This is a genomic window from Bradyrhizobium sp. CCBAU 11434, assembly GCF_028128895.1.
GTDB classification, from domain to species: domain Bacteria; phylum Pseudomonadota; class Alphaproteobacteria; order Rhizobiales; family Xanthobacteraceae; genus Bradyrhizobium; species Bradyrhizobium zhengyangense.
Genome location: NZ_LBJX01000071.1, coordinates 1 through 18,078, shown reverse-complemented (window position 1 = coordinate 18,078; position 18,078 = coordinate 1). Strand labels below are relative to the sequence as shown.

The 18,078-nt window shown below is 64.0% G+C and carries 18 protein-coding genes and 1 pseudogene; 14 read left to right on the top strand and 5 right to left on the bottom strand.

The annotated features are described in order from the left end of the window. Positions 1 to 27: 27 nt before the first annotated feature. The gene (locus XI06_RS15140; protein ID WP_237861576.1) at positions 28 to 1,032 is read right to left on the bottom strand and encodes a LacI family DNA-binding transcriptional regulator; all 1,005 of its coding nucleotides are present in this window, start codon (positions 1,030 to 1,032) and stop codon (positions 28 to 30) included. Between the two features lie 271 nt (positions 1,033 to 1,303). On the opposite strand from XI06_RS15140, the gene XI06_RS15135 reads away from it, so the two are divergent. From XI06_RS15135 to XI06_RS15115, 5 genes and pseudogenes are all read left to right on the top strand, one after another. Next, positions 1,304 to 2,377: an ABC transporter ATP-binding protein gene (locus XI06_RS15135; RefSeq protein ID WP_237861577.1), complete on the top strand. Its 1,074-nt coding sequence runs from the start codon at positions 1,304 to 1,306 to the stop codon at positions 2,375 to 2,377. Positions 2,378 to 2,451: 74 nt separating this feature from the next. After that, on the top strand, positions 2,452 to 3,693 hold the full coding sequence (locus XI06_RS15130) for an ABC transporter substrate-binding protein (protein ID WP_237861578.1): 1,242 nt from the start codon (positions 2,452 to 2,454) through the stop codon (positions 3,691 to 3,693). Between the two features lie 90 nt (positions 3,694 to 3,783). Continuing rightward, complete coding sequence (locus XI06_RS15125) at positions 3,784 to 4,731, top strand: carbohydrate ABC transporter permease (protein WP_237861579.1); 948 nt, start codon at positions 3,784 to 3,786, stop codon at positions 4,729 to 4,731. Next, positions 4,728 to 5,582 (top strand): carbohydrate ABC transporter permease, encoded by an 855-nt coding sequence (locus XI06_RS15120; RefSeq protein WP_271605743.1) that lies wholly within the window; start codon positions 4,728 to 4,730, stop codon positions 5,580 to 5,582. Before XI06_RS15125 ends, XI06_RS15120 begins: the two co-directional genes overlap by 4 nt. Positions 5,583 to 5,601: 19 nt before the next feature. Then, a pseudogene (locus XI06_RS15115) lies at positions 5,602 to 7,608 on the top strand (alpha-glucosidase); the annotation flags it as partial. Between the two features lie 185 nt (positions 7,609 to 7,793). Here XI06_RS15115 and XI06_RS15110 read toward each other — a convergent pair. Further along, positions 7,794 to 8,051, bottom strand: a complete 258-nt coding sequence (locus XI06_RS15110; RefSeq protein ID WP_237861581.1) for a hypothetical protein — start codon at positions 8,049 to 8,051, stop codon at positions 7,794 to 7,796. A 227-nt stretch (positions 8,052 to 8,278) separates the two neighbouring features. Here XI06_RS15110 and XI06_RS15105 point away from each other — a divergent pair, with 227 nt between their 5' ends. Beyond that, positions 8,279 to 8,653, top strand: a complete 375-nt coding sequence (locus XI06_RS15105; RefSeq protein WP_237861582.1) for a hypothetical protein — start codon at positions 8,279 to 8,281, stop codon at positions 8,651 to 8,653. Between the two features lie 11 nt (positions 8,654 to 8,664). On the opposite strand, the gene XI06_RS15100 is transcribed toward XI06_RS15105, so the two are convergent. Both XI06_RS15100 and XI06_RS15095 read right to left on the bottom strand, forming a co-directional pair. Beyond that, positions 8,665 to 9,906, bottom strand: a complete 1,242-nt coding sequence (locus tag XI06_RS15100) for a polysaccharide deacetylase family protein (protein ID WP_271605742.1) — start codon at positions 9,904 to 9,906, stop codon at positions 8,665 to 8,667. A 183-nt stretch (positions 9,907 to 10,089) separates the two neighbouring features. Further along, a complete protein-coding gene (locus XI06_RS15095; RefSeq protein WP_237873339.1) occupies positions 10,090 to 10,896 on the bottom strand; it encodes a polysaccharide deacetylase family protein in 807 nt (268 codons plus the stop codon). A gap of 77 nt (positions 10,897 to 10,973) precedes the next feature. On the opposite strand from XI06_RS15095, the gene mgtE reads away from it, so the two are divergent. The 4 genes from mgtE to XI06_RS15075 all read left to right on the top strand — a co-directional run bounded on the left by mgtE (position 10,974) and on the right by XI06_RS15075 (position 14,712). Next, positions 10,974 to 12,395, top strand: coding sequence for a magnesium transporter (mgtE, locus tag XI06_RS15090; RefSeq protein ID WP_237861586.1), 1,422 nt, complete (start codon positions 10,974 to 10,976; stop codon positions 12,393 to 12,395). 88 nt (positions 12,396 to 12,483) lie between these two features. Beyond that, positions 12,484 to 12,810 (top strand): helix-turn-helix domain-containing protein, encoded by a 327-nt coding sequence (locus XI06_RS15085; protein ID WP_237861588.1) that lies wholly within the window; start codon positions 12,484 to 12,486, stop codon positions 12,808 to 12,810. 122 nt (positions 12,811 to 12,932) lie between these two features. Next, a complete protein-coding gene (locus XI06_RS15080) occupies positions 12,933 to 13,751 on the top strand; it encodes an aldo/keto reductase (RefSeq protein WP_237861589.1) in 819 nt (272 codons plus the stop codon). Positions 13,752 to 13,800: 49 nt separating this feature from the next. After that, on the top strand, positions 13,801 to 14,712 hold the full coding sequence (locus tag XI06_RS15075; RefSeq protein ID WP_271605741.1) for a hypothetical protein: 912 nt from the start codon (positions 13,801 to 13,803) through the stop codon (positions 14,710 to 14,712). Here the strand turns inward: XI06_RS15075 and XI06_RS15070 are convergent. After that, the gene (locus XI06_RS15070; RefSeq protein WP_237861591.1) at positions 14,687 to 15,406 is read right to left on the bottom strand and encodes a DUF599 domain-containing protein; all 720 of its coding nucleotides are present in this window, start codon (positions 15,404 to 15,406) and stop codon (positions 14,687 to 14,689) included. The genes XI06_RS15075 and XI06_RS15070 overlap by 26 nt on opposite strands. 121 nt (positions 15,407 to 15,527) lie before the next feature. Here XI06_RS15070 and XI06_RS15065 point away from each other — a divergent pair, with 121 nt between their 5' ends. From XI06_RS15065 to XI06_RS15050, 4 genes are all read left to right on the top strand, one after another. Then, positions 15,528 to 16,190: a glutathione S-transferase family protein gene (locus XI06_RS15065; RefSeq protein ID WP_237861592.1), complete on the top strand. Its 663-nt coding sequence runs from the start codon at positions 15,528 to 15,530 to the stop codon at positions 16,188 to 16,190. A gap of 82 nt (positions 16,191 to 16,272) precedes the next feature. Further along, positions 16,273 to 16,641 carry a YidB family protein gene (locus XI06_RS15060; RefSeq protein ID WP_237891216.1) on the top strand — a complete coding sequence of 123 codons (369 nt, stop codon included), beginning with the start codon at positions 16,273 to 16,275 and terminating at the stop codon, positions 16,639 to 16,641. A 203-nt stretch (positions 16,642 to 16,844) separates the two neighbouring features. Continuing rightward, positions 16,845 to 17,036, top strand: coding sequence for a hypothetical protein (locus XI06_RS15055; protein WP_027548146.1), 192 nt, complete (start codon positions 16,845 to 16,847; stop codon positions 17,034 to 17,036). A 157-nt stretch (positions 17,037 to 17,193) separates the two neighbouring features. Beyond that, a partial coding sequence (locus XI06_RS15050; protein WP_271605740.1) for a hypothetical protein occupies positions 17,194 to 18,078 on the top strand: 885 nt, incomplete at its 3' end.

The following is an 18,078-nucleotide window of genomic DNA, read 5'->3' as shown; positions in this document are numbered from 1 at the left end:
ACAGCAAAGGCGACCTCTTTCCGATCATCAGCTGCTTTGCCGATGAAGCAGGGTGAAGCGCGTGTCGATGACGGCTTGTTCCGGTTCGGCACCAGGGTGCGCGAGCCGCGCGATGATCAGCCGCGCGGCTTCCTTCCCGATCAGGTCGCCGGGCGGGCGGATCGTCGTCAACGACGGATTTGCGGCCGCGCTGAAGCTCAAATCGCCGAAGCCCATCACCGACAGGCGCTCGGGGATCGCAACACCAGAGCGCTGACATTCGAAGATCACGCCAAGGGCGATATGGTCGTTGGAGCAGGCGATCCCGTCGACGTTCGGAAAGCGGTGCAGGGCCTCGCCGAGCAGCATGGCGCCGACTTCGGCGCTCGCTGGTGCAGGGTGCTGGATGATCTCTGCGGTGACGTCAGGTGCGTTTCGCGCCGCTTCGACGAAGCCTTGGGCGCGCCGAGCCGCGCGGCGATCCTCATGCAGGCGGGCGCCAAGAAACAACAATCGCTTGCGCCCGCGCTGAAGAAGGTGCGACGCAGCGGCATGACCGACCTGGTCGTGGTGAAAACCGACCGCCATATCCATGGTCGGGGAACCAAGCTCCCAAATCTCGACAACAGGCACCTTGCTGTCGCGCAGCAGCCTGCGCGTTGCAGCGCTGTGAGAGAGGCCAGTCAAGACGACTGCGGCAGGGGCCCAGGACAGTGCCGTGCGGACCAAATTCTCCTCGTCGTGCTCCTTGTACTCGGTGTGGCTGAGCATAACCTGCAGTCGCTGCTTGCCGAGTTCGTCCTGCAGGGCCGTGACGGTCTCGGCGAAGAACGCATTGCGGACCGATGGCACGATGATGCTCACGACGCGCGATGAGGCGGCTGCCAGTCCACCGGCCATCAGGTTCGGCACGTAGTCGAGTGCTTCGATGGCGCGTGCGATCGCCTCGCTCGCCGCCGCCGAGACCGCATCTGGCTTTCTGAAATAGAGGGACACCGTGGAGGGCGACAGCTCTGCGCGCGCCGCCACATCCATGATCGTGACCCGTTGCATCTTGCGCCGGGTGCGTAGGGGCTTTGATGCGACCATTGCCATCGTGGCTCAAGATAATAGCGCTATTATGTAGCTGAAGCTCTGAAGCGGTACAACCGCATTGTGCCCGTCGAGCGATATCATTATTATAATCAGCAAGATAAGACGAAACTCCGGCCTTAATCCGCGGGATCGAGCTGAGATGGCTCTGTCGTTGATTTCTAAAAATCGCAGCGCTACTATGAATAATCACCGCGGCTGCAAGAACCGTCGGGACGGGAGATAAGGGCTCATGGCTTCGGTCAGCCTGCGCAAGCTTGAGAAGAGCTACGGCGCGCTTCGCGTCGTCAAGGCGATCGACCTCGAGATCATGGATGGCGAGTTTGTCGTCCTGGTCGGTCCGTCCGGCTGCGGCAAGTCGACCACGCTGCGCATGATCGCCGGCCTCGAACGCATCAGCGGCGGCGAGATTCGGATCGGCGATCGCATCGTCAACGATCTGCCGCCGCGCGAGCGCGACATTGCCATGGTTTTCCAGGACTACGCGCTCTACCCGCACAAGACGGTTCGCGAGAACATGGGCTTCAGCCTGAAGGTGCGCGGCGCGAATGCGGCGGACGCGGACTCCAAAATCAGGGACGCGGCGGAGATGCTCGGCATCTCCCATCTGCTCGACCGGCGGCCGGGACAGCTCTCCGGCGGTCAACGTCAACGGGTCGCGATGGGCCGCGCCATCGTTCGGCGGCCGCAGGTCTTCCTGTTCGATGAACCGCTCTCCAATCTCGACGCAAAACTGCGTGGTCAGGTGCGTACGGAGATCAAGCGGCTGCATCAGACGATCGGGACCACCATCGTCTACGTCACCCACGACCAGGTCGAGGCGATGACCTTGGCCGATCGCATCGTCATCCTGCGCGGTGGCGACATCGAACAGATCGGAACGCCCGACCAAGTCTACAATCATCCGGCGAGCGTTTTCGTCGGTGGCTTCGTCGGCGCTCCGTCCATGAATTTTGCGAAGGCCAGGGCCGCCCGAGGCTATCTCGATTTCGCCGACGGCAACCGTCTGCCGCTTGCGGGCGTCGCCGGCACAAAACTCTCGGCGGCCGACGGGCGTGATTTCATCGTCGGCATCAGGCCCGAGCATTTCACGTCCCTGACGTCCGATGTCGGCCTGAACAGCCAGGTTCAGGTCGTCGAGCCGCTGGGTTCCGATACGCTGGTGCATTTTGCGGTGGGCGGCGCGACATTGACGGCACGGCTGCCGCCAGAGTTGCGCCCGCAGGCCGGCGAGGCGATCAAGCTGGGGCTGGACCCCGCGAAGATTCACCTGTTCGATCCGGAGACGGAGCGCGCCTTGCATTAAAGAGTGCGAAGCGAGACCACCAACAGCAAGCCAGTCAAGCCGCAACAAGCGGCGATTTTTTCCGGGAGGACGGCATGAGTTCAGGACGCATTTCAAAGCTGGCGGGATTGCTGCTCGCGTGTGCAGCGGCCGGGTGCGCAACCGGTGCATCCGCCGAGACCAATTTGAAGGTCTTCGTCACGAGCCAAGGGCAGCCCGCCATCTGGCGCACGCTGCTCGATCAGTACGAAGCGCGCAATCCGGGCATCAAGGTCAGCGTCGAGCTGGGCGGTACGACCTCGGATATGCAGGCCCAATATCTCAACACGGTGCTCACAGCGAAAGACTCTTCACTCGACGTGTTGATGCTCGACGTGATCCGCCCGGCGCAGTTTGCTGCGGCGGGCTGGACCAGCCCGATCGCAACCGACATGTCGGCTTATCTCCGTGCCTATGCCGAGGCGAACACGATCGACGGCAAGGTGGTGGCGCTGCCCGCCTTTGCCGATTCCATGTTCCTCTATTATCGCAAGGACCTGCTGGACAAATACGGGCTTCAGCCGCCAAAAACCTGGGACGAGCTCGCGGACGCCGCGAAGAAGGTCGCGGATGGCGAGAAGAATCCGAATTTGCAGGGTCTGTCGTTCCAGGGCAAGGCGATCGAAGGCGCGGTCTGCACCTTCCTCGTGCCCTACTGGAGCCAGGGCAAGGTGGTGACCAAGGACGGCAAGCTCGATTTTGATCGCGAGGCGGCGACCAAATCGCTCGCGCTCTGGAAGGGCTTTGCCGACAGCGGCGTTGCCAAGAAGAACATTGCCGAGGTCGCGACCGACGATACGCGCAAGGAATTCCAGGCCGGCAATGTCCTGTTCGCGGTGAACTGGGCCTATGCATGGGCGATGTCGCAGGGGGCCGAGTCCGCGGTATCAGGCAAGGTCGGCGTCGCACGGCTTCCGGCAATCAAGGGCGGCGAACAGGCGACCTGCCTTGGCGGCTGGGAGTGGGGCGTTTCCGCTTTTTCCAAACATCAGGACGAGGCGAAGAAGCTGGTCGAATATCTGTCGAGTCCCGAAGTTTCCAAATACATGGCCATCAACGGCTCGCTGCTTCCGACCTACGGCAAGCTCTACAAGGACGCCGATGTGACCAAGGCGGTGCCGTGGTTTGCCGACGCCCAGCCGATCGTCGAGACCGCAAAGCCGCGGCCGGTGACGCCACGCTACAACGAGGTGAGTGAAGTGATCCGGACCACGGTCAATGCGGTGCTTGCGGGTGCGACCACTCCGGCTGATGGCGCCGCCCAGATCGAGGCACGGCTGAAGCGGATCATCCGCTGAAGCATGATCCGGAAAAGTGCGAAGCGGTTTTCCGATGAGATCATGCGCAAACAACCGCTAAGGCGCGTATTGCAATCCGGATCAGACCTGATGACGACGACATCGACGTTCAAAAGCGAGGCCGATCGCCCGCTCGCGCGGCGTCCATGGCTGTCGCGTTGGTCCGATCCTGATGACACCACGCTTGCCGTGATACTTTTGGCGCCCGCGGCGATCCTGCTCAGCGTGATGATCGTCTATCCGGTGAGCCGGCTGATCTACACGAGCTTTCTCGACCTGTCGCTGACCTCAGGCCTGCCGGCGCGGTTCGCGGGGCTCGCGAACTTCAGGCAGATGCCTGATGATCCGGTGTTCTGGCAGGCGACCTGGAACACGGTGCTGATCACGCTCATCACCGTGCCCGGCTCGCTCGTCGTGGGGTTCGCACTCGCGCTGCTCGCCAATCTGCCGTTCCAGATGAAATGGCCGGTGAGGCTCTCTCTGCTGATCCCGTGGGCGCTGCCGCTCTCCTTCGCCGGTCTGATCTTCGGCTGGTTCTTCCATTCCGAGTACGGCGTCGTCAACGATGTGCTCAACCGGATCGGCCTGCCGAGCGTGATCTGGTTCAATTCGCCGCGGCTCGCCTTCGCCGCGATCTGCCTTGCCATCATCTGGAAGGCCTCGTCCTTCATGGCGATGATCATTCTCGCAGGCCTGCAAACCATTCCGCGTTCGCTTTACGAGGCTGCCGACGTCGACGGCGCCGGGCGCGTGCGCCGGTTCTTCGAGATCACGCTGCCGCTACTGAAGCCCACGATCGTCGTCGCGCTGATCTTCCGCACCATCACCGCGCTGCAGACTTTCGACATTCCCTACATGATGACGGGCGGGGGGCCGGGCACCGAAACCGCGACGCTCGCCATGTACATTCATCAGAACACGGTGTCGTTCCTCGATCTCGGCTACGGATCGGCGCTCGCAGTGGTGATGTTCGGCCTGTCGATGCTGGTCACAGCGCTTTACCTGCGTATGATCCGCGGCAGCGGGGCTGCATCATGAGCACGGCTGTCGCCTCCACACTCGACTCGGCTCTATCAGGCAAGCCGCTGCGGGCTATCGCTGCGTTCATTCTCGTCGTCAACGGCCTGTTTCCGGCTCTGTGGATCCTGCTGACCTCGTTCAAGACGGAGGCCGAGCTCACGCAAAAACCGATCACCTGGATGCCGCACGCAGCGACGCTGCGAAACTATATCCAGGCGTTCTCCGATCAGCCGCTGCTCACCTTCCTGTTCAACAGCTTCATGGTCGCGCTGCTCTCGACCGCTCTCACACTGCTGGTCTCGGTGCTCGCAGCCTATGCGCTCGCGCGGCTGAACTTGCGGTTCAGGGGGCTGATCATGTCCGTCATCATCGCGGTCTCGACCTTTCCGCTGGTGACGCTGCTGGTGCCCCTGTTCGAGACCATGCGCGCGCTCAATTTGCTGAACTCGTGGACGGCGCTGATCCTGCCTTACACCGTGCTGAGCCTGCCCGTATGCACCCTGGTGCTGACATCCTTCTTCGAAGGCATTCCGCGCGATCTAGAGAACGCCGCCATGATCGATGGCTGCACACGGTTTGGTGCACTGTTCAGGGTGGTGGTGCCGCTGTCGGCGCCGGGCGTCTTCACCGCCGGCATCCTCGCCTTCGTCAACGCCTGGGACGAATTCTTGCTGGCCCTGTCGTTTAACTCCAATCCGGGACTGCGGACGCTGCCGGTCGGCATACAGCTCTATCAGGGTGAGTTTGCGTTTCCCTGGCCGGTGATCTCGGCCGCGCTCGTTGTCGGCATCGTGCCCGTCGCGATCCTGATCGTGATCTTCCAGGAGCGCGTCGTCTCGGGGCTGACCACAGGCGGCGTCAAGGGCTGACGGAAAGGCCAAGGAAAGGCCAAGTGGAATGGACTTGAAACTCGACACGACCCCGTCTGGCTTTGCGCTATCGATTTCAGGCCGCCAGATTCTCGCCCACAGTGCTGCGGCGCCGTGTTTCTTCGTCGGGCAGGGCAACGACAGCATCGAAATGCACCGTGGCCGCTTTGCAATCGAGGATCGCCTGACCGAACGTTGTCCGCTCGCGCATGCCAAGATCGACGGTGACACGATCATGCTGTCCGCGACCAAGGGGCAGCCTCCGCGCCTCGCGGTGACGCTTGAGGGCAAAGCGCTGAAGCTGCGGTCGCTCGATTCCTCCGTGAACCGGTTTTGGCTGCGCGTCATGGCGGACCGTGACGAGCATGTCTGGGGCGGCGGCGAGCAATTCTCCTATTTCGATCTGCGTGGACGACGGTTTCCGTTGTGGAGTTCGGAGCCGGGCGTCGGGCGCGACAAGACCACCGAGATCACCTTCAAGGCGGACGCCGCCGGCCAGGCCGGCGGCGACTACTATCACACCAACTATCCGCAACCGACCTACATCTCCTCGGCGCGCTATGCTCTTCACGTCGAGACGTCAGCCTACAGCGTGTTGGATTTTCGCGAGGGTGAGTTTCACGAGATCGAGGTCTGGTCCGTCCCTGAGAGCATCCAGCTGTTTGCCGCGCCGTCGTTCGTGGCTCTGGTGGAGACGTTGTCTGCGCGCTTCGGCCGTCAGCCGCCGCTTCCGGAGTGGATTTACAACGGCGCGATCATCGGCCTGAAGGACGGCGCGAACTCGTTCGCCCGCCTCGCGACAATGCGCGCGGCCGGCGTCAAGGTTTCCGGTCTCTGGTGCGAGGATTGGGTCGGGATTCGGCCGACCGCCTTTGGCGCGCGACTGTTCTGGGACTGGAAGGCCAACGAGACGCGCTATCCGGGCCTGCGGCAGCGCATCGCCGAATTGAACGACCAGGGCATCCGCTTTCTTGGTTACGTGAACCCGTATCTCTGCAACGACGGCGTCCTCTTCGAGGAGGCCGAGAATGCCGGATACTTCGTCAAGGATGCCTCGGGACAAACGGCCCTGATCGATTTCGGTGAGTTCCACTGCGGCACCGTCGATTTCACCAATCCGGACGCCGCAGCGTGGTTCTCCGAGGAAATCATCGGCAAGAGGATGCTCGATTACGGCCTGTCCGGCTGGATGGCAGATTTCGGCGAGTATCTGCCGGTCGACGTGCGTCTCGCCAGCGGCATCGATGCAAGGCTTGCGCACAACCTCTGGCCAACGCTGTGGGCCGAAGCGAACGCGAAGGCGGTGGCGAGCCGCGGCCGCACCGGCGAGGCCGTGTTCTTCATGCGGTCCGGCTTCACGGGCGTGCAGAAGTGGTGCCCGTGGCTCTGGGCCGGCGATCAATCGGTCGACTTTTCCAGGCATGACGGGCTTGTCACGGTCATCTGCGCCGCCCTGTCGTCGGGATTGCTCGGCAACGCGTATCACCACTCCGACATCGGCGGCTACACAAGCCTGTTTGGCAATTTGCGCACGCCCGAGCTGATGATGCGTTGGAGCGAGATGGCGGCCTTCACGCCTGTCATGCGCAGCCACGAAGGCAACAGGCCTCGTGACAATCTTCAGCTCGACGGCGATCCGGCGGTGCTCGAGCATTTTGCCAGGATGACGGCGATCTACGTTCACCTCTCGCCTTATCTCCGGACGTTGTCGCTGGAAGCTGCGCGCCGGGGTCTTCCAATCCAACGTCCGCTGTTTCTTCATCACGAAGATGACAGGCGAACCTACGGCATTCAGGATTGCTATCTTTATGGCCGCGATCTGCTCGTCGCGCCCGTCTGGCAGGCTGCCCAGGATCAGCGGAGCCTCTATCTTCCGTCAGGGACCGACTGGATTCATGTCTGGACCGGCAAGTCATTTGCCGGCGGACAGGAGATATCGGTCGCCGCACCGTTGGGGCGACCACCGGCGTTCTACCGGGCGGACAGCGAATTCGAGGCGCTGTTTGCGGGATTGCGCCAGGTGTAGGGCCGCTTGGGCTCGACCCGATCTCAGCCGCTTGCAAAACGGGGCGTCGAAAGGTCTCCTTTCGGAGGGAATCTTTCGATCCGGCCATCGCGGTAAGCCGTTGAAAACACAGTAGATGCGAACGCTCTCCCGAGCGCATCGCCTTCATATCTCATTTTGGAAGCCAGCGGCCCGCACGGGGCCTCTCAGCCATATTCCTCGCCGATCCCGTATTCCCGGTAGATCTCGAGCGGGTCGAGGTCGGGGAAGAGACGGCATTTCGCCTGGGCCAAGTGCAGGCTCACCGCCGCCGGCTCCTTGCCGCTCGACAGCATCTTGCGGATGTCGTCCATATGCGCGCTTGGCTGGTGCTTCGCCTCGAGTTGCTCCAGCGCGACCAGGGCGGTTGCGAGCGCCTCGGTCAGAACCCACTCGTCGTGGCCCGTGATTCCCTTCTTCGGCATCGGCAGACCTCACGCGTCAGCGGCGGCAGCAGTCTACCGTAGCTTTCCTCGAATCTCCATCGAGCAGCAATGGGCGTGCCGCGTGGAACAGGACCGGCCAATCTGTGCTCTCGCTTGCATTATGGCGGCACGTGGCTAAAAGGCGGCGGCGCGCGGGCGACAGTATCCTTGTTGAAACAATATTGGCGTAGACGGGCCTCGCGCGACCTCTCTCGGCTGGAGCCAGCATGGTCTTTCTAAGCTTCGTCTACCGCTTCCTGACCAACTTTGCGTTTATGGCGCTGGTCTATTTCAGCCTGAACTTCATGGAAAAGTACCAGAACCGAGCGATCCTCGCGATCCTGGTGCTGGTCTATAGCGGCATGCGCGCAGCCTCGACGCTGCGGGCGTTCTATTTCTTTCAGAAGATCGAGAAGCTGGAGACCGAGACCAAGCGCCTTCAGGCGCCGATCAATGACGGCTCGGGGGGGACCAACACGCGTAAGCAGGTCGTGGCTGACGTTGCGCGGCTGCGCCGTGACGGCGAGCTCAAGTCCTATATGGACCTGTTCTTCCTGGCGCTGATCGTGCTGCTCTGCGTCGCCAACATCATGCGGCAGTAACTGCGCTTCACTCAGGCGCGCTTCTTCACGCTGGTGGCGACGCGGGTCGGGCGGGGCGCCGTGGCGTGCCTCGCCGCGGGGTGTGCACCACGCGCCGTTCGCTGCCCCCGGATCTTGCCAGCCTTGTCCTTTCCTGCGCGCGGCGCCTCGGCCGCCATCGCGAGCCGCGTGGCGGCGCGCCGCGATAAGGTCGTCGACAGCAGCACCTCGATTGAGCCCTCGGGGATCGCGAAGAGATCGCGGCCGGGTGCGGGCAGGGTGGAGGCGATATCGGCCTGCGCCATGGTTTTGCGCGGTAGCACCTGTGGCTGGCGCGCGGTCTCGGCGCCGAGATCGGCTAAGCCCGGCGCCGGCAGCGTCGCGGTCTGCGCGAATACGAAATTCGGCACTTGAGGCCAGCGCACGATCGGCGTGGTCTCCGTCGGTGGATGCAGCAGCCATTCCACTGCCGTGGTCGGTGTCGCCGGCTGGTCGGCGGTTGCGGGCACCACATGCACGATGCGATAGCCGCGCGCCTTGAGGTCGCGGATGATCTTGGGCAGCGCCGCCACGGTGCGCGCCTGGATGTCGTGCAGCAGCAGGATGCCCTTGCCCTTGGCCTCCAGCCGCTGGATCGCGAGCTGGTAGACGCGATCGGGCGAGACGTGGCGCCAGTCGTCGGCCGGGAAGTCGGCGCTCCATACCTGGATGCCGCGTGAGATCAGATAATTCTCAACGCCATCGGCGCGCATCAGGCCGGGAATGCGGAAGAACGGCGCCAGCTTGGATGGGTCCGTCATTGCCGCCGAGGTCCACTCGATGCCACCGTTGATCTCGGCCTCGGCCTTCTCGATTGGCATCCTGTTCATCGTCAGCGGATGGGTCATGCTGTGCGTGCCGACGGTATGACCCGCCGCGACCAGTTTGCGCACGCCTTCCGGGTTCGCCTTGGCCTGCTCGCCGATGATGAAAAAGGTCGCCTTGATGCATTCGTTGGCGAGGATCTGGAGCACCTGGTTGGAATATTTCGGCAGCGGACCGTCGTCGAAGGTCAGCACCACTTCGTGGTCCTTCAACGGCAGCGTCTCGCGGTACTGCATGGTGCCAATGCGCGGATGTTCGCGCGGGTCGACGACGAGCGTGCGCGAGGTACCGAGCGCATCGGGATGTCCGGGGCACTCGGCCGCCAAGGCAGCCGGAGATGCGGTGGTCAGCAAGCCCAGCAGCAGGACGGTCCACGATCGCGCCCGAAAAACAACGCTACTTCCGATCATGAAACCCCGTCTGCCCTCATCTGCGTTGGCTACGATATCGGTAGGTCGGAGACATCAGAAAACGGTTCAGGCGCAAAGACCTTTTCCGCCCGAGGTGCCCCTCAATCATTGCATGGCGTAGCATGAACAGAGTGTTAATAGGGCTCAAATCACCCCATTTTGGTCAGCCGTGACATTCCGGCATCAATGTGCGTCGGCGTTCTTCTGTGACGTGCCCGCCGGCACGATGTGGACCACGCGATAGCCGTTCTCCCGCAACCACCGCAGGAAGTCCGGCATCATGGCCGCCGTGCGCGCCTGGGCATCGTGGAACAGGATGATACCCTTGCGGGCGGCGGTTACGCGGTCGGTGATCAGCTTGAGTTCCTGCTCCGGCGTCATGTCGTTCCAGTCGCTGGCCCAGAAATCGGCGCCGAACACGACGATGCCCCGCTGCTCGAGCATGTCGAGCTGGGCCGGCGTGGACTCGAAATAGGGGAAGCGGAAGAACGGCGTCGACGGTGTCGTGGTCGAGACCCCGTGCAACGCCTTCTCGTCGGAGGCGATGCCGTGGTCGATCTCGTACTTCGCCGTATCGGCCGGAATCCGCGCCATGTACGGATGCGACCAGGTGTGGTGACCGATGGTGTGCCCCTCGCGCGCGATACGCTTGACGAGATCAGGGAATTCGGTGGCGCTCCGACCGACCAGGAAGAAGGTCGCGCGCACGCATTCCTGCGCCAGCGCCGCCAGCACCTTGTTGGTCGAGGGCGGACGCGGACCGTCGTCAAAGGTCAGCACCACCTCGTGATCTTCAAGCGGCAGCGTCTGCGGAAAGCTCTTCAAGCCGACGCGTGGCGTCGACTTGGCATCGACGCTCAGGACCCGCGAGGTGCCGAGCGCATCGCTTCGGGGGCAATCAGCCGCCCGGGCCGAGCCGATCACGGTGAGGCCGGCGAGAGCCAGGCTCGTCGCGATCGAGATCCATTTCGGCCGGTACATATTTGCCATTGCGCTTGCGATTGTCTTGTGGGTATTGCGGGACCGTCAGCCCCAACCATCAACCTGTCAAACGGCGAGGCGTTCCCATGGATGAACAGATCGATGGCGCTGCTTCCGCCGAGACATTGGTACTCGACCACGTCCCCATGCGCAATGAAGACGGCGAAATCAGGCATGAATTCGTCGAGGAAATTGCCCACGCGATCGAGGCCGGCGATAGCGCTACGCTACGTGCCTGCATCGCCGATCTGCACGAGGCCGACCTCGGTGATCTCATCGCGGCGCTCGCGCCCGACAACCGGGTCCGCCTGGTCGAGCTGACCGGCGCCGACTTCGACTTTTCCGCGCTGAACGAGGTCGACGAGGCCGTTCGCGAGGAAATCCTCGACGAATTGCCGGCGGAAACGGTAGCCGAGGGTGTCCGCGAGCTCGAGTCCGACGATGCAGTCGAGCTGCTCGAAACTCTCGACGAGCAGGAGCAGGAGGAGATCCTCGAGAAGCTGCCGCTCAAGGAGCGTGTCGCGCTCGAGCGCAGCCTGCTGTATCCGGAAAACTCCGCCGGCCGGCGCATGCAGACCGAGTTCATCGCCGTGCCGCAGGATTTCACCGTCGGGCAGGCGATCGACTACATGCGCGACACGCCCGATCTGCCGGACCGCTTCTACGAGATCTATGTCGTCGACAAGGACCAGCACTGGCAGGGCGCGGTTCCGCTCGACGTGCTCCTGCGCGCACGCCGCCCGGTGCCGCTGACCGAGTTGACCGACGAGGATCGCCGCCGCGTCTCCGTCCTGGAGGACCAGGAGGAGGTGGCTCGCATGTTCGGCAAGTACAATCTGGTCGCGGCTCCCGTGCTCGACACCCAGGACCGCCTCGTCGGCGTCATCACCGTCGACGATGTCGTCGACGTCATCGAGGAGGAGGCGGACGAGGACCTCAAGGCGCTCGGCGGCGTCACCAGCGACGAAGAGCTGTCGGACACGTTTCTCACCATTGCGCGCGGCCGCTTCAACTGGCTGCTGATCAACCTCGCCACCGCCTTCCTGGCGTCGTCTGTGCTCGGCCTGTTCGAGGGCCAGCTCGAGAAGATGGTGGCGCTCGCCGTGCTGGCGCCGATTGTCGCGAGCCAGGGCGGCAATGCCGCGACCCAGACCATGACGGTCGCAGTGCGCGCGCTCGCCACCCGCGAGCTCGGCTCCTCCAACGCCTGGCGCGTGGTGATCCGCGAGACGCTGGTCGGTCTCGTCAACGGCATTGGCTTCGCCGTGATCACGGGCATCGCCGCGGTAGCCTGGTTCAAGATCCCGGGCCTCGGAATCGTCATCGGGCTTGCGATCATCGTGAACCTCGTCGCCGGTGCGCTCGGCGGCATCCTGATCCCGATGGCGCTTGAACGCGTCAGGGCCGATCCGGCCGTGGCCTCGGGCACGTTCGTGACGACGGTGACTGACGTGGTCGGCTTCTTCTCCTTCCTCGGCATCGCAACGCTGTGGTTCGGGTTGAAGTAGGTCTTGTCTGCCGGGCTGCTGGCTACCGACTCGCGTCTTTAATTCGACCTTAAGCGACCTCCCGCATGATTCCCTCGCGCTTGGGGGAATGAGCATGCGGTTGCGGCTGAAGGCGGACGGACGGGTCGTTGAGTTGCGGGATGGGCAGGAGCTTCCAGTTCAGCCGTTTTCCGTCCAGCCGGTCCAGTCTGCGGTCGAGACTCCGCCGGCGGAAGCCGGCGCACTCGGGGTGCGCGATTTGCGCCGGCGCGCCTGTCTGACCCAGATGGAGTTTGCCGCCAAGCTTGGCGTGCCCGTCGAGACCATCCGCAATTGGGAGCAGGGCAAGCGCGCTCCGCGCGGACCCGCCCGCGCGCTGCTGGCCGTGATCGCGCATGCGCCTGACACGGTCTTCCAGGCGCTCGCCAAAGCCTGACGTCAGCATTGCGGCTGAAGATACGCATCCACAGCCAGTCTCGTCCGTTGCACTCTGGCGGACCAGGTCCATAATGACGGCGTTGACGACTCCCGGGGCTGCCGCAACAGAGAGGATTCCTCATGCTGTTCGTCGAGGCCAATGGCGCGAAAATCCCGGCGATCGGGCTCGGGACCTGGGAGCTGAGCGGCCGGACCTGCGCCCGCGTGGTCGAGCAGGCGCTGCGGCTCGGCTACCGTCATATCGATACCGCCCAGGTCTATGACAATGAGCGCGAGGTCGGCGACGGATTGCGCGCCTCCGGCGTGCGCCGCGACGACGTCTTTGTCACCACCAAGGTCTGGACCAACCATTTCGCGCCCCACGATCTCGAACGGTCGATCAAGGAGAGCCTGGTGCACTTGAGGCTTCCCCAGGTCGACCTCGTACTGTTGCACTGGCCGAATCCGCACGTACCGCTTGAGGAGACGATGGGCGCACTGGCGCATGCCAAGCGCATGGGCCTCACGCGCCACATCGGCGTCTCCAATTTCACGGTGGCGTTGATCGAGCAGGCGGTCGCCCTGTCAAGCGAGCCGCTGGTCTGCAACCAGGTCGAATATCATCCCTATCTCGACCAGGCGAAGGTGAGGGCGGCCTGCGACCGGCACGGGATGGCGCTCGTTGCCTACAGCCCGATCGCCAAGGGCCGCATCAAGTCCGACCAGACGCTCGTGGACATCGGCCACGCCCATCGCAAGACGCCGGCGCAGATCTGCCTGCGCTGGCTCGTGCAACAGAATGTCGCTGCCATTCCCAGAACCTCGCGTGTCGAACGTCTGTCGGAAAACATCGAGATCTTCGATTTCGAGCTCTCGGATGACGAGATGGCGGCGATCGCCGCACTGGCCAGTCCCAAGGGGCGCCTGACCGATTTCGGCTTCGCGCCGAAATGGGATTGAGGGGGAAGTTGGGTATGCTAGGAGCAGGGCGGCAACCCAAGATCGGGCGATGGAACTGCGGAAGATCATCCGGACGGACATTGCGGCGTCGGCGATCGCGCATCTGACGCTGGTCGCGCTGATCATCGTGATCAGCGAGGTCCATCCATTTCATTCCGCGCCGCCCGAGACCGTTGCGGTCGACATCGTCACGCCGGAGCAGGTGAAGCAGGAAGAGGCCAAGGCGGAGGAAAAGGCCGAGGAAAAGGCCAAGGAGAAGCCGCCCGAGCCGCTCCCTGACCTGAAGCTGCCGAAGCTCGACTTCACCGATAAGGACAAGCCGGACACATCGCTTAAGCCTGCGGCCAAGGAGAAGGCGCCGCCTCAGCAGAAGCAGGCCTCGCGCGAGACGCAACAGAAGCAACCACAGCCTCCGCCGTCGCAGGCGGCAAAGCAGGAAGAGGCCAATGCGCAGCCGCAACCTCAGCAATCTCAGATGCAGCAGCCGCCGCCCGCAATGTCGCAGCCGCAGGCCGCCCCTCCGGCCTATCAGCCACCCGAGCCCGATGTCACCATCAAGTATGGCGTGATGCTGGGCTTGCCGCCCGAACTGCCGCCCGCGCCGAAAGACGCCCCAAAGGATGATGGCGGCGATGCCAAGGATTCGATCGCCGCCAAGCTGCCGCCGGAGGTCGTTGCCGAGCTTCGGCGTCACCTCAGAAGCTGTTCGAAACTGCCCGCGGGCGTCGCGCCGACCGATGCCGTTCGCATCAGGCTGCGCGTGGTGATGGCCACCGACGGCACGCTGGCGCGCGAGCCGATCCTGATTGAGGCACCGCCGTCGGCGAAGGGCGTGGCCATCGTGAAATCAGCGATAAGCGCGACGCAAGCCTGCCAGCCCTACAAGATGTTGCCCGTCGACAAGTACGAGGAATGGAAGGTGATGGACCTTTCGTTCACGCCGCGGGATTTCGGCTCGTAGTCGTCGCGTGCGGCACCTCCGGCGCCATTGCGGCCCATGCACTGGACGCGAACTGCCGCCGCCATGTCACGACCACTACCGCGGCCGTGGTCACGAACAGCACCCAGGGGCTGACGAACCAGCCGAGATAGCCGAGTGCGAAGAAGAAGGCGCGCTGGCCGCGGTTGAAATGGCGGCCGGCGGATTCGAACACGCGTGTGGTGCGCACGACATGGGCCTCGGCCTCCGGCGTGTCGCGCTGCGAGGCCGGCGGCATGCCGCCGTAGAGGATGGCGACATAGTTGAACAGCCGATAGGCCCAGGCGAATTTGAAGAAGGCGTAGACGCAGATCAGCACGAGGCCGACGCATTTCAGCTCCCACATTGCCGGCGAGGTGCTGAGATCGATCGGCAGCTTGCCCAGGATCGTGATGGCATCGTTGGTGGCGTGCAGCAGCGCGAGCGTGCCGCCGAGCGCGAACAGGCTGGTGGAGGCGAAGAAGGCGGTGCCGTTCTGGAGCGAGGCCATGATCTGCATGTCGACCATGCGGGCCTCGCGGTCGAGCAGGCGGCGCACCCAGACCTCGCGGTAGCGATTCATCCGGGCCGACAGGCTGTCGCTGCCATAGGCGGAATGCTCGAGAGTTACGGCATAGACCAGCCACTCGATAATGAAGAAGCCGACGGCGGTGATGTCGACCCAATGCCTGCTCATGTCACTCTCCTCGCGAGCCATCACGATTGCCATGCATGGTGGGGGGCGGCAACGATTGATTGGCGGCGGACGATGGCGTTAAAAGCAGCCGCACAGACGGACTTATGGAAGGACCACGGACATGGCAGCGCTCAAGCTCGCAATCGGTAACAAGAACTACTCGTCATGGTCGATGCGGCCCTGGCTTGCGCTGCGCGCCAACGACATCCCGTTCGTGGAGACCGTGATCCCGCTCTACACCGACGATCCCGCGGACAAGGAGCAGATTCTGTCCTTTAGCCGCGCCGGCAAGGTACCGGTGCTGGTCGACGGCGACATCACGGTGTGGGATTCGCTGGCGATCATCGAGTACATCGCCGAGCGCTATCCGGAGAAGAAGCTGTGGCCCGACGACGTTGCCGCGCGCGCGTTTGCCCGTTCGGTGTGCGCCGAGATGCATTCCGGCTTCATGGCCCTGCGCAGCGAATGCGGCATGAACCTGCACCGTCCGGTGCGGCCCGTGACGCTGTCGGCGGACGCCAAGGCCAATGTCGCGCGCGTGCAGGAGATCTGGCGCACATGTCTGACCCGCTACGGCGCCGGCGGGCCGTTCCTGTTCGGCCGCTTCGGCGCGGCCGACGCGATGTACGCCCCGGTCGTGCATCGCTTCCGCACCTACGCCATCGAAGTCACGCCGGAGACCAAGGCCTATATGGATACGATGATGGCGATGCCGGCGTTCCAGGAATGGACCCGCGACGGTCTCGCCGAAACACTTGTTATCGAAAAGTTCGAGAACGTGTAGCCGAGAATGTGAATGGGCGCCGCTTGACGGCGTGCCGATCGGCGGCGCTCAATCATAGGGAACAACGAAAGAGGGGACGGCCATGGGAATTCTGGACTCGCTGGAAAACAATCCCGCACTGCGCAGCGCGCTTGGCCAGCTCGGCGCCGCCGTCCTGCCGGCCGTGCTGAGCGAGGTGATGGGCAGCAACAACCAGGGCGGCTTGGGCGCGATCGTCGCCAAGCTCCAGCAGGCGGGCCTCGGTGACCAGGTGAAGTCCTGGCTCGGCAATGGCCAGAACATGTCGATCTCGGCCGACCAGCTCCGCGCCGTGCTCGGCAACGACACCGTCCGCCAGCTCGCGGCGCGCTACAACATCCCGGTCGACGAGCTCGGCGAGATCCTGGCCCAGGAGCTGCCCAAGGCCGTGGACCAGGCAAGCCCGAACGGCCATCTGCCCCACGGCGCCTGAGAGGACCGGTTCCGGCGGTATCATCGGCCGCCGTTCGCCGGCTATCATCTTGAAAACACTGCGGGTTTCGCGTATTTGCCATGCCGGCATACTGCTGGCCAAAACGCCGCAGCGCGTGCTATAGGTCACACCGGGTTTTCAGCCGGTCCGTCGCAGTGGGACCCTGGGCACGGCCGGCGCTGTTTGAGTGATGGAGATGGGCGTTGAAGCATAAATTCCCCGTGGGAACGCGCGTATTGTTCACTGCTAGCAACGTCGCGCGGCCGGCTGCGAGTGGTTCCTACGAGATCATTCGCCTGCTGCCGACGGAAGGCGACGACTGCCAGTATCGGATCAAGAGCTCCACTGAGGCTTTCGAACGGGTCGCCAAGGAAAGCCAGCTCGCGCTCTCGTAATGCGCTGGCGCTCGCCACGCATTGACATCGCGGACGAATTTGCGCCGCTCGCCGTCAAAAGGCCCGCTTCGCCTCGGCAAGGTGGGCCGGGGGCAGTTGCCGACTCGCGGTGCTCGCTTGACCATCAGCTCTTTGCTCGCGTGAGGGGACATCGCGCATGAACTGGGCATGGGCCTCGTCGCTCGACCAAATCTGGCGCTCGCCATCCTTCCCGATGTGGATGACGCTGGCAGCCGCCGGCTTCTTCGGGTTGATCATGCTGATCACGCTGTTGCGCGCCGAGAAATCGGTCGCCAACGGCGCGCTGACTGTCATCACGCTGCTCTCGATCGGCATCGCGGTGGCCGCCACTATGCGCATCTATGGGCCAGTGGGGCAGGCGGCGCCGACCGAAGCCCGCACGCAAGCCACGGTGACCGCGACCCTCCCGGCGCTGGCCTGCCTCGACGACCTCGCCGGCGATGCCGTGGCCACCGGCTGTGAGAAGGCGCTGTTCGGCGCGCCTGACACGGCGGCTGCCGCCGTCGCCTATACGGCGGCCCGGATCGATCGGCTGACCGCGCTCGGCGATGCCCCGACCGCCGACAAAAGCCTGACGCTCGACACGAAGGTGCTGCGCAAGGCGCTGGAGCGTGATCGCTTCGGCCTCGTGGCGCAGGTGCTGGTCGCGCGCGACGGCTGCACCCAGTTCGATTGCGCCGCGTTCCGCTCGCTGACGGACCAGCAGCAGGTCGCTGCCAACATGGATTCCCATCTTTACGATCAGATGGTCGCGCGCTACGCGCCGACCTGGAATTCGCCCGCAGCAGCGCCCGGAGCGCTGCCGCCCAACCCGATCGCGGCGCTGCCGCCATCGATGCCTACGGGCAAGCCGACCAATGCCGAGTTCCCGAGCGCCTCGTCGACCCCGCCGGTGAGCATCATGAGTCCGGAGCCGCCGACGGCGGCCACGCGCCAGCCGCCGCCCGCCAATGCGGCGGCAACACCGGCTGCGGCCCAACGTGCTCCGGCTGCGGCATCGGCCCAGGCGGCCGCGCCCGCG

Excerpts from the sequence above, each read along its gene's own strand:
- XI06_RS15140 (WP_237861576.1), bottom strand. The coding sequence starts at position 1,032 with ATGCAACGGGTCACGATCATGGATGTGGCGGCGCGCGCAGAGCTGTCG.
- XI06_RS15135 (WP_237861577.1), top strand. The coding sequence starts at position 1,304 with ATGGCTTCGGTCAGCCTGCGCAAGCTTGAGAAGAGCTACGGCGCGCTT.
- XI06_RS15130 (WP_237861578.1), top strand. The coding sequence starts at position 2,452 with ATGAGTTCAGGACGCATTTCAAAGCTGGCGGGATTGCTGCTCGCGTGT.
- XI06_RS15125 (WP_237861579.1), top strand. The coding sequence starts at position 3,784 with ATGACGACGACATCGACGTTCAAAAGCGAGGCCGATCGCCCGCTCGCG.
- XI06_RS15120 (WP_271605743.1), top strand. The coding sequence starts at position 4,728 with ATGAGCACGGCTGTCGCCTCCACACTCGACTCGGCTCTATCAGGCAAG.
- XI06_RS15110 (WP_237861581.1), bottom strand. The coding sequence starts at position 8,051 with ATGCCGAAGAAGGGAATCACGGGCCACGACGAGTGGGTTCTGACCGAG.
- XI06_RS15105 (WP_237861582.1), top strand. The coding sequence starts at position 8,279 with ATGGTCTTTCTAAGCTTCGTCTACCGCTTCCTGACCAACTTTGCGTTT.
- XI06_RS15100 (WP_271605742.1), bottom strand. The coding sequence starts at position 9,906 with ATGATCGGAAGTAGCGTTGTTTTTCGGGCGCGATCGTGGACCGTCCTG.
- XI06_RS15095 (WP_237873339.1), bottom strand. The coding sequence starts at position 10,896 with ATGGCAAATATGTACCGGCCGAAATGGATCTCGATCGCGACGAGCCTG.
- mgtE (WP_237861586.1), top strand. The coding sequence starts at position 10,974 with ATGGATGAACAGATCGATGGCGCTGCTTCCGCCGAGACATTGGTACTC.
- XI06_RS15085 (WP_237861588.1), top strand. The coding sequence starts at position 12,484 with ATGAGCATGCGGTTGCGGCTGAAGGCGGACGGACGGGTCGTTGAGTTG.
- XI06_RS15080 (WP_237861589.1), top strand. The coding sequence starts at position 12,933 with ATGCTGTTCGTCGAGGCCAATGGCGCGAAAATCCCGGCGATCGGGCTC.
- XI06_RS15075 (WP_271605741.1), top strand. The coding sequence starts at position 13,801 with ATGGAACTGCGGAAGATCATCCGGACGGACATTGCGGCGTCGGCGATC.
- XI06_RS15070 (WP_237861591.1), bottom strand. The coding sequence starts at position 15,406 with ATGAGCAGGCATTGGGTCGACATCACCGCCGTCGGCTTCTTCATTATC.
- XI06_RS15065 (WP_237861592.1), top strand. The coding sequence starts at position 15,528 with ATGGCAGCGCTCAAGCTCGCAATCGGTAACAAGAACTACTCGTCATGG.
- XI06_RS15060 (WP_237891216.1), top strand. The coding sequence starts at position 16,273 with ATGGGAATTCTGGACTCGCTGGAAAACAATCCCGCACTGCGCAGCGCG.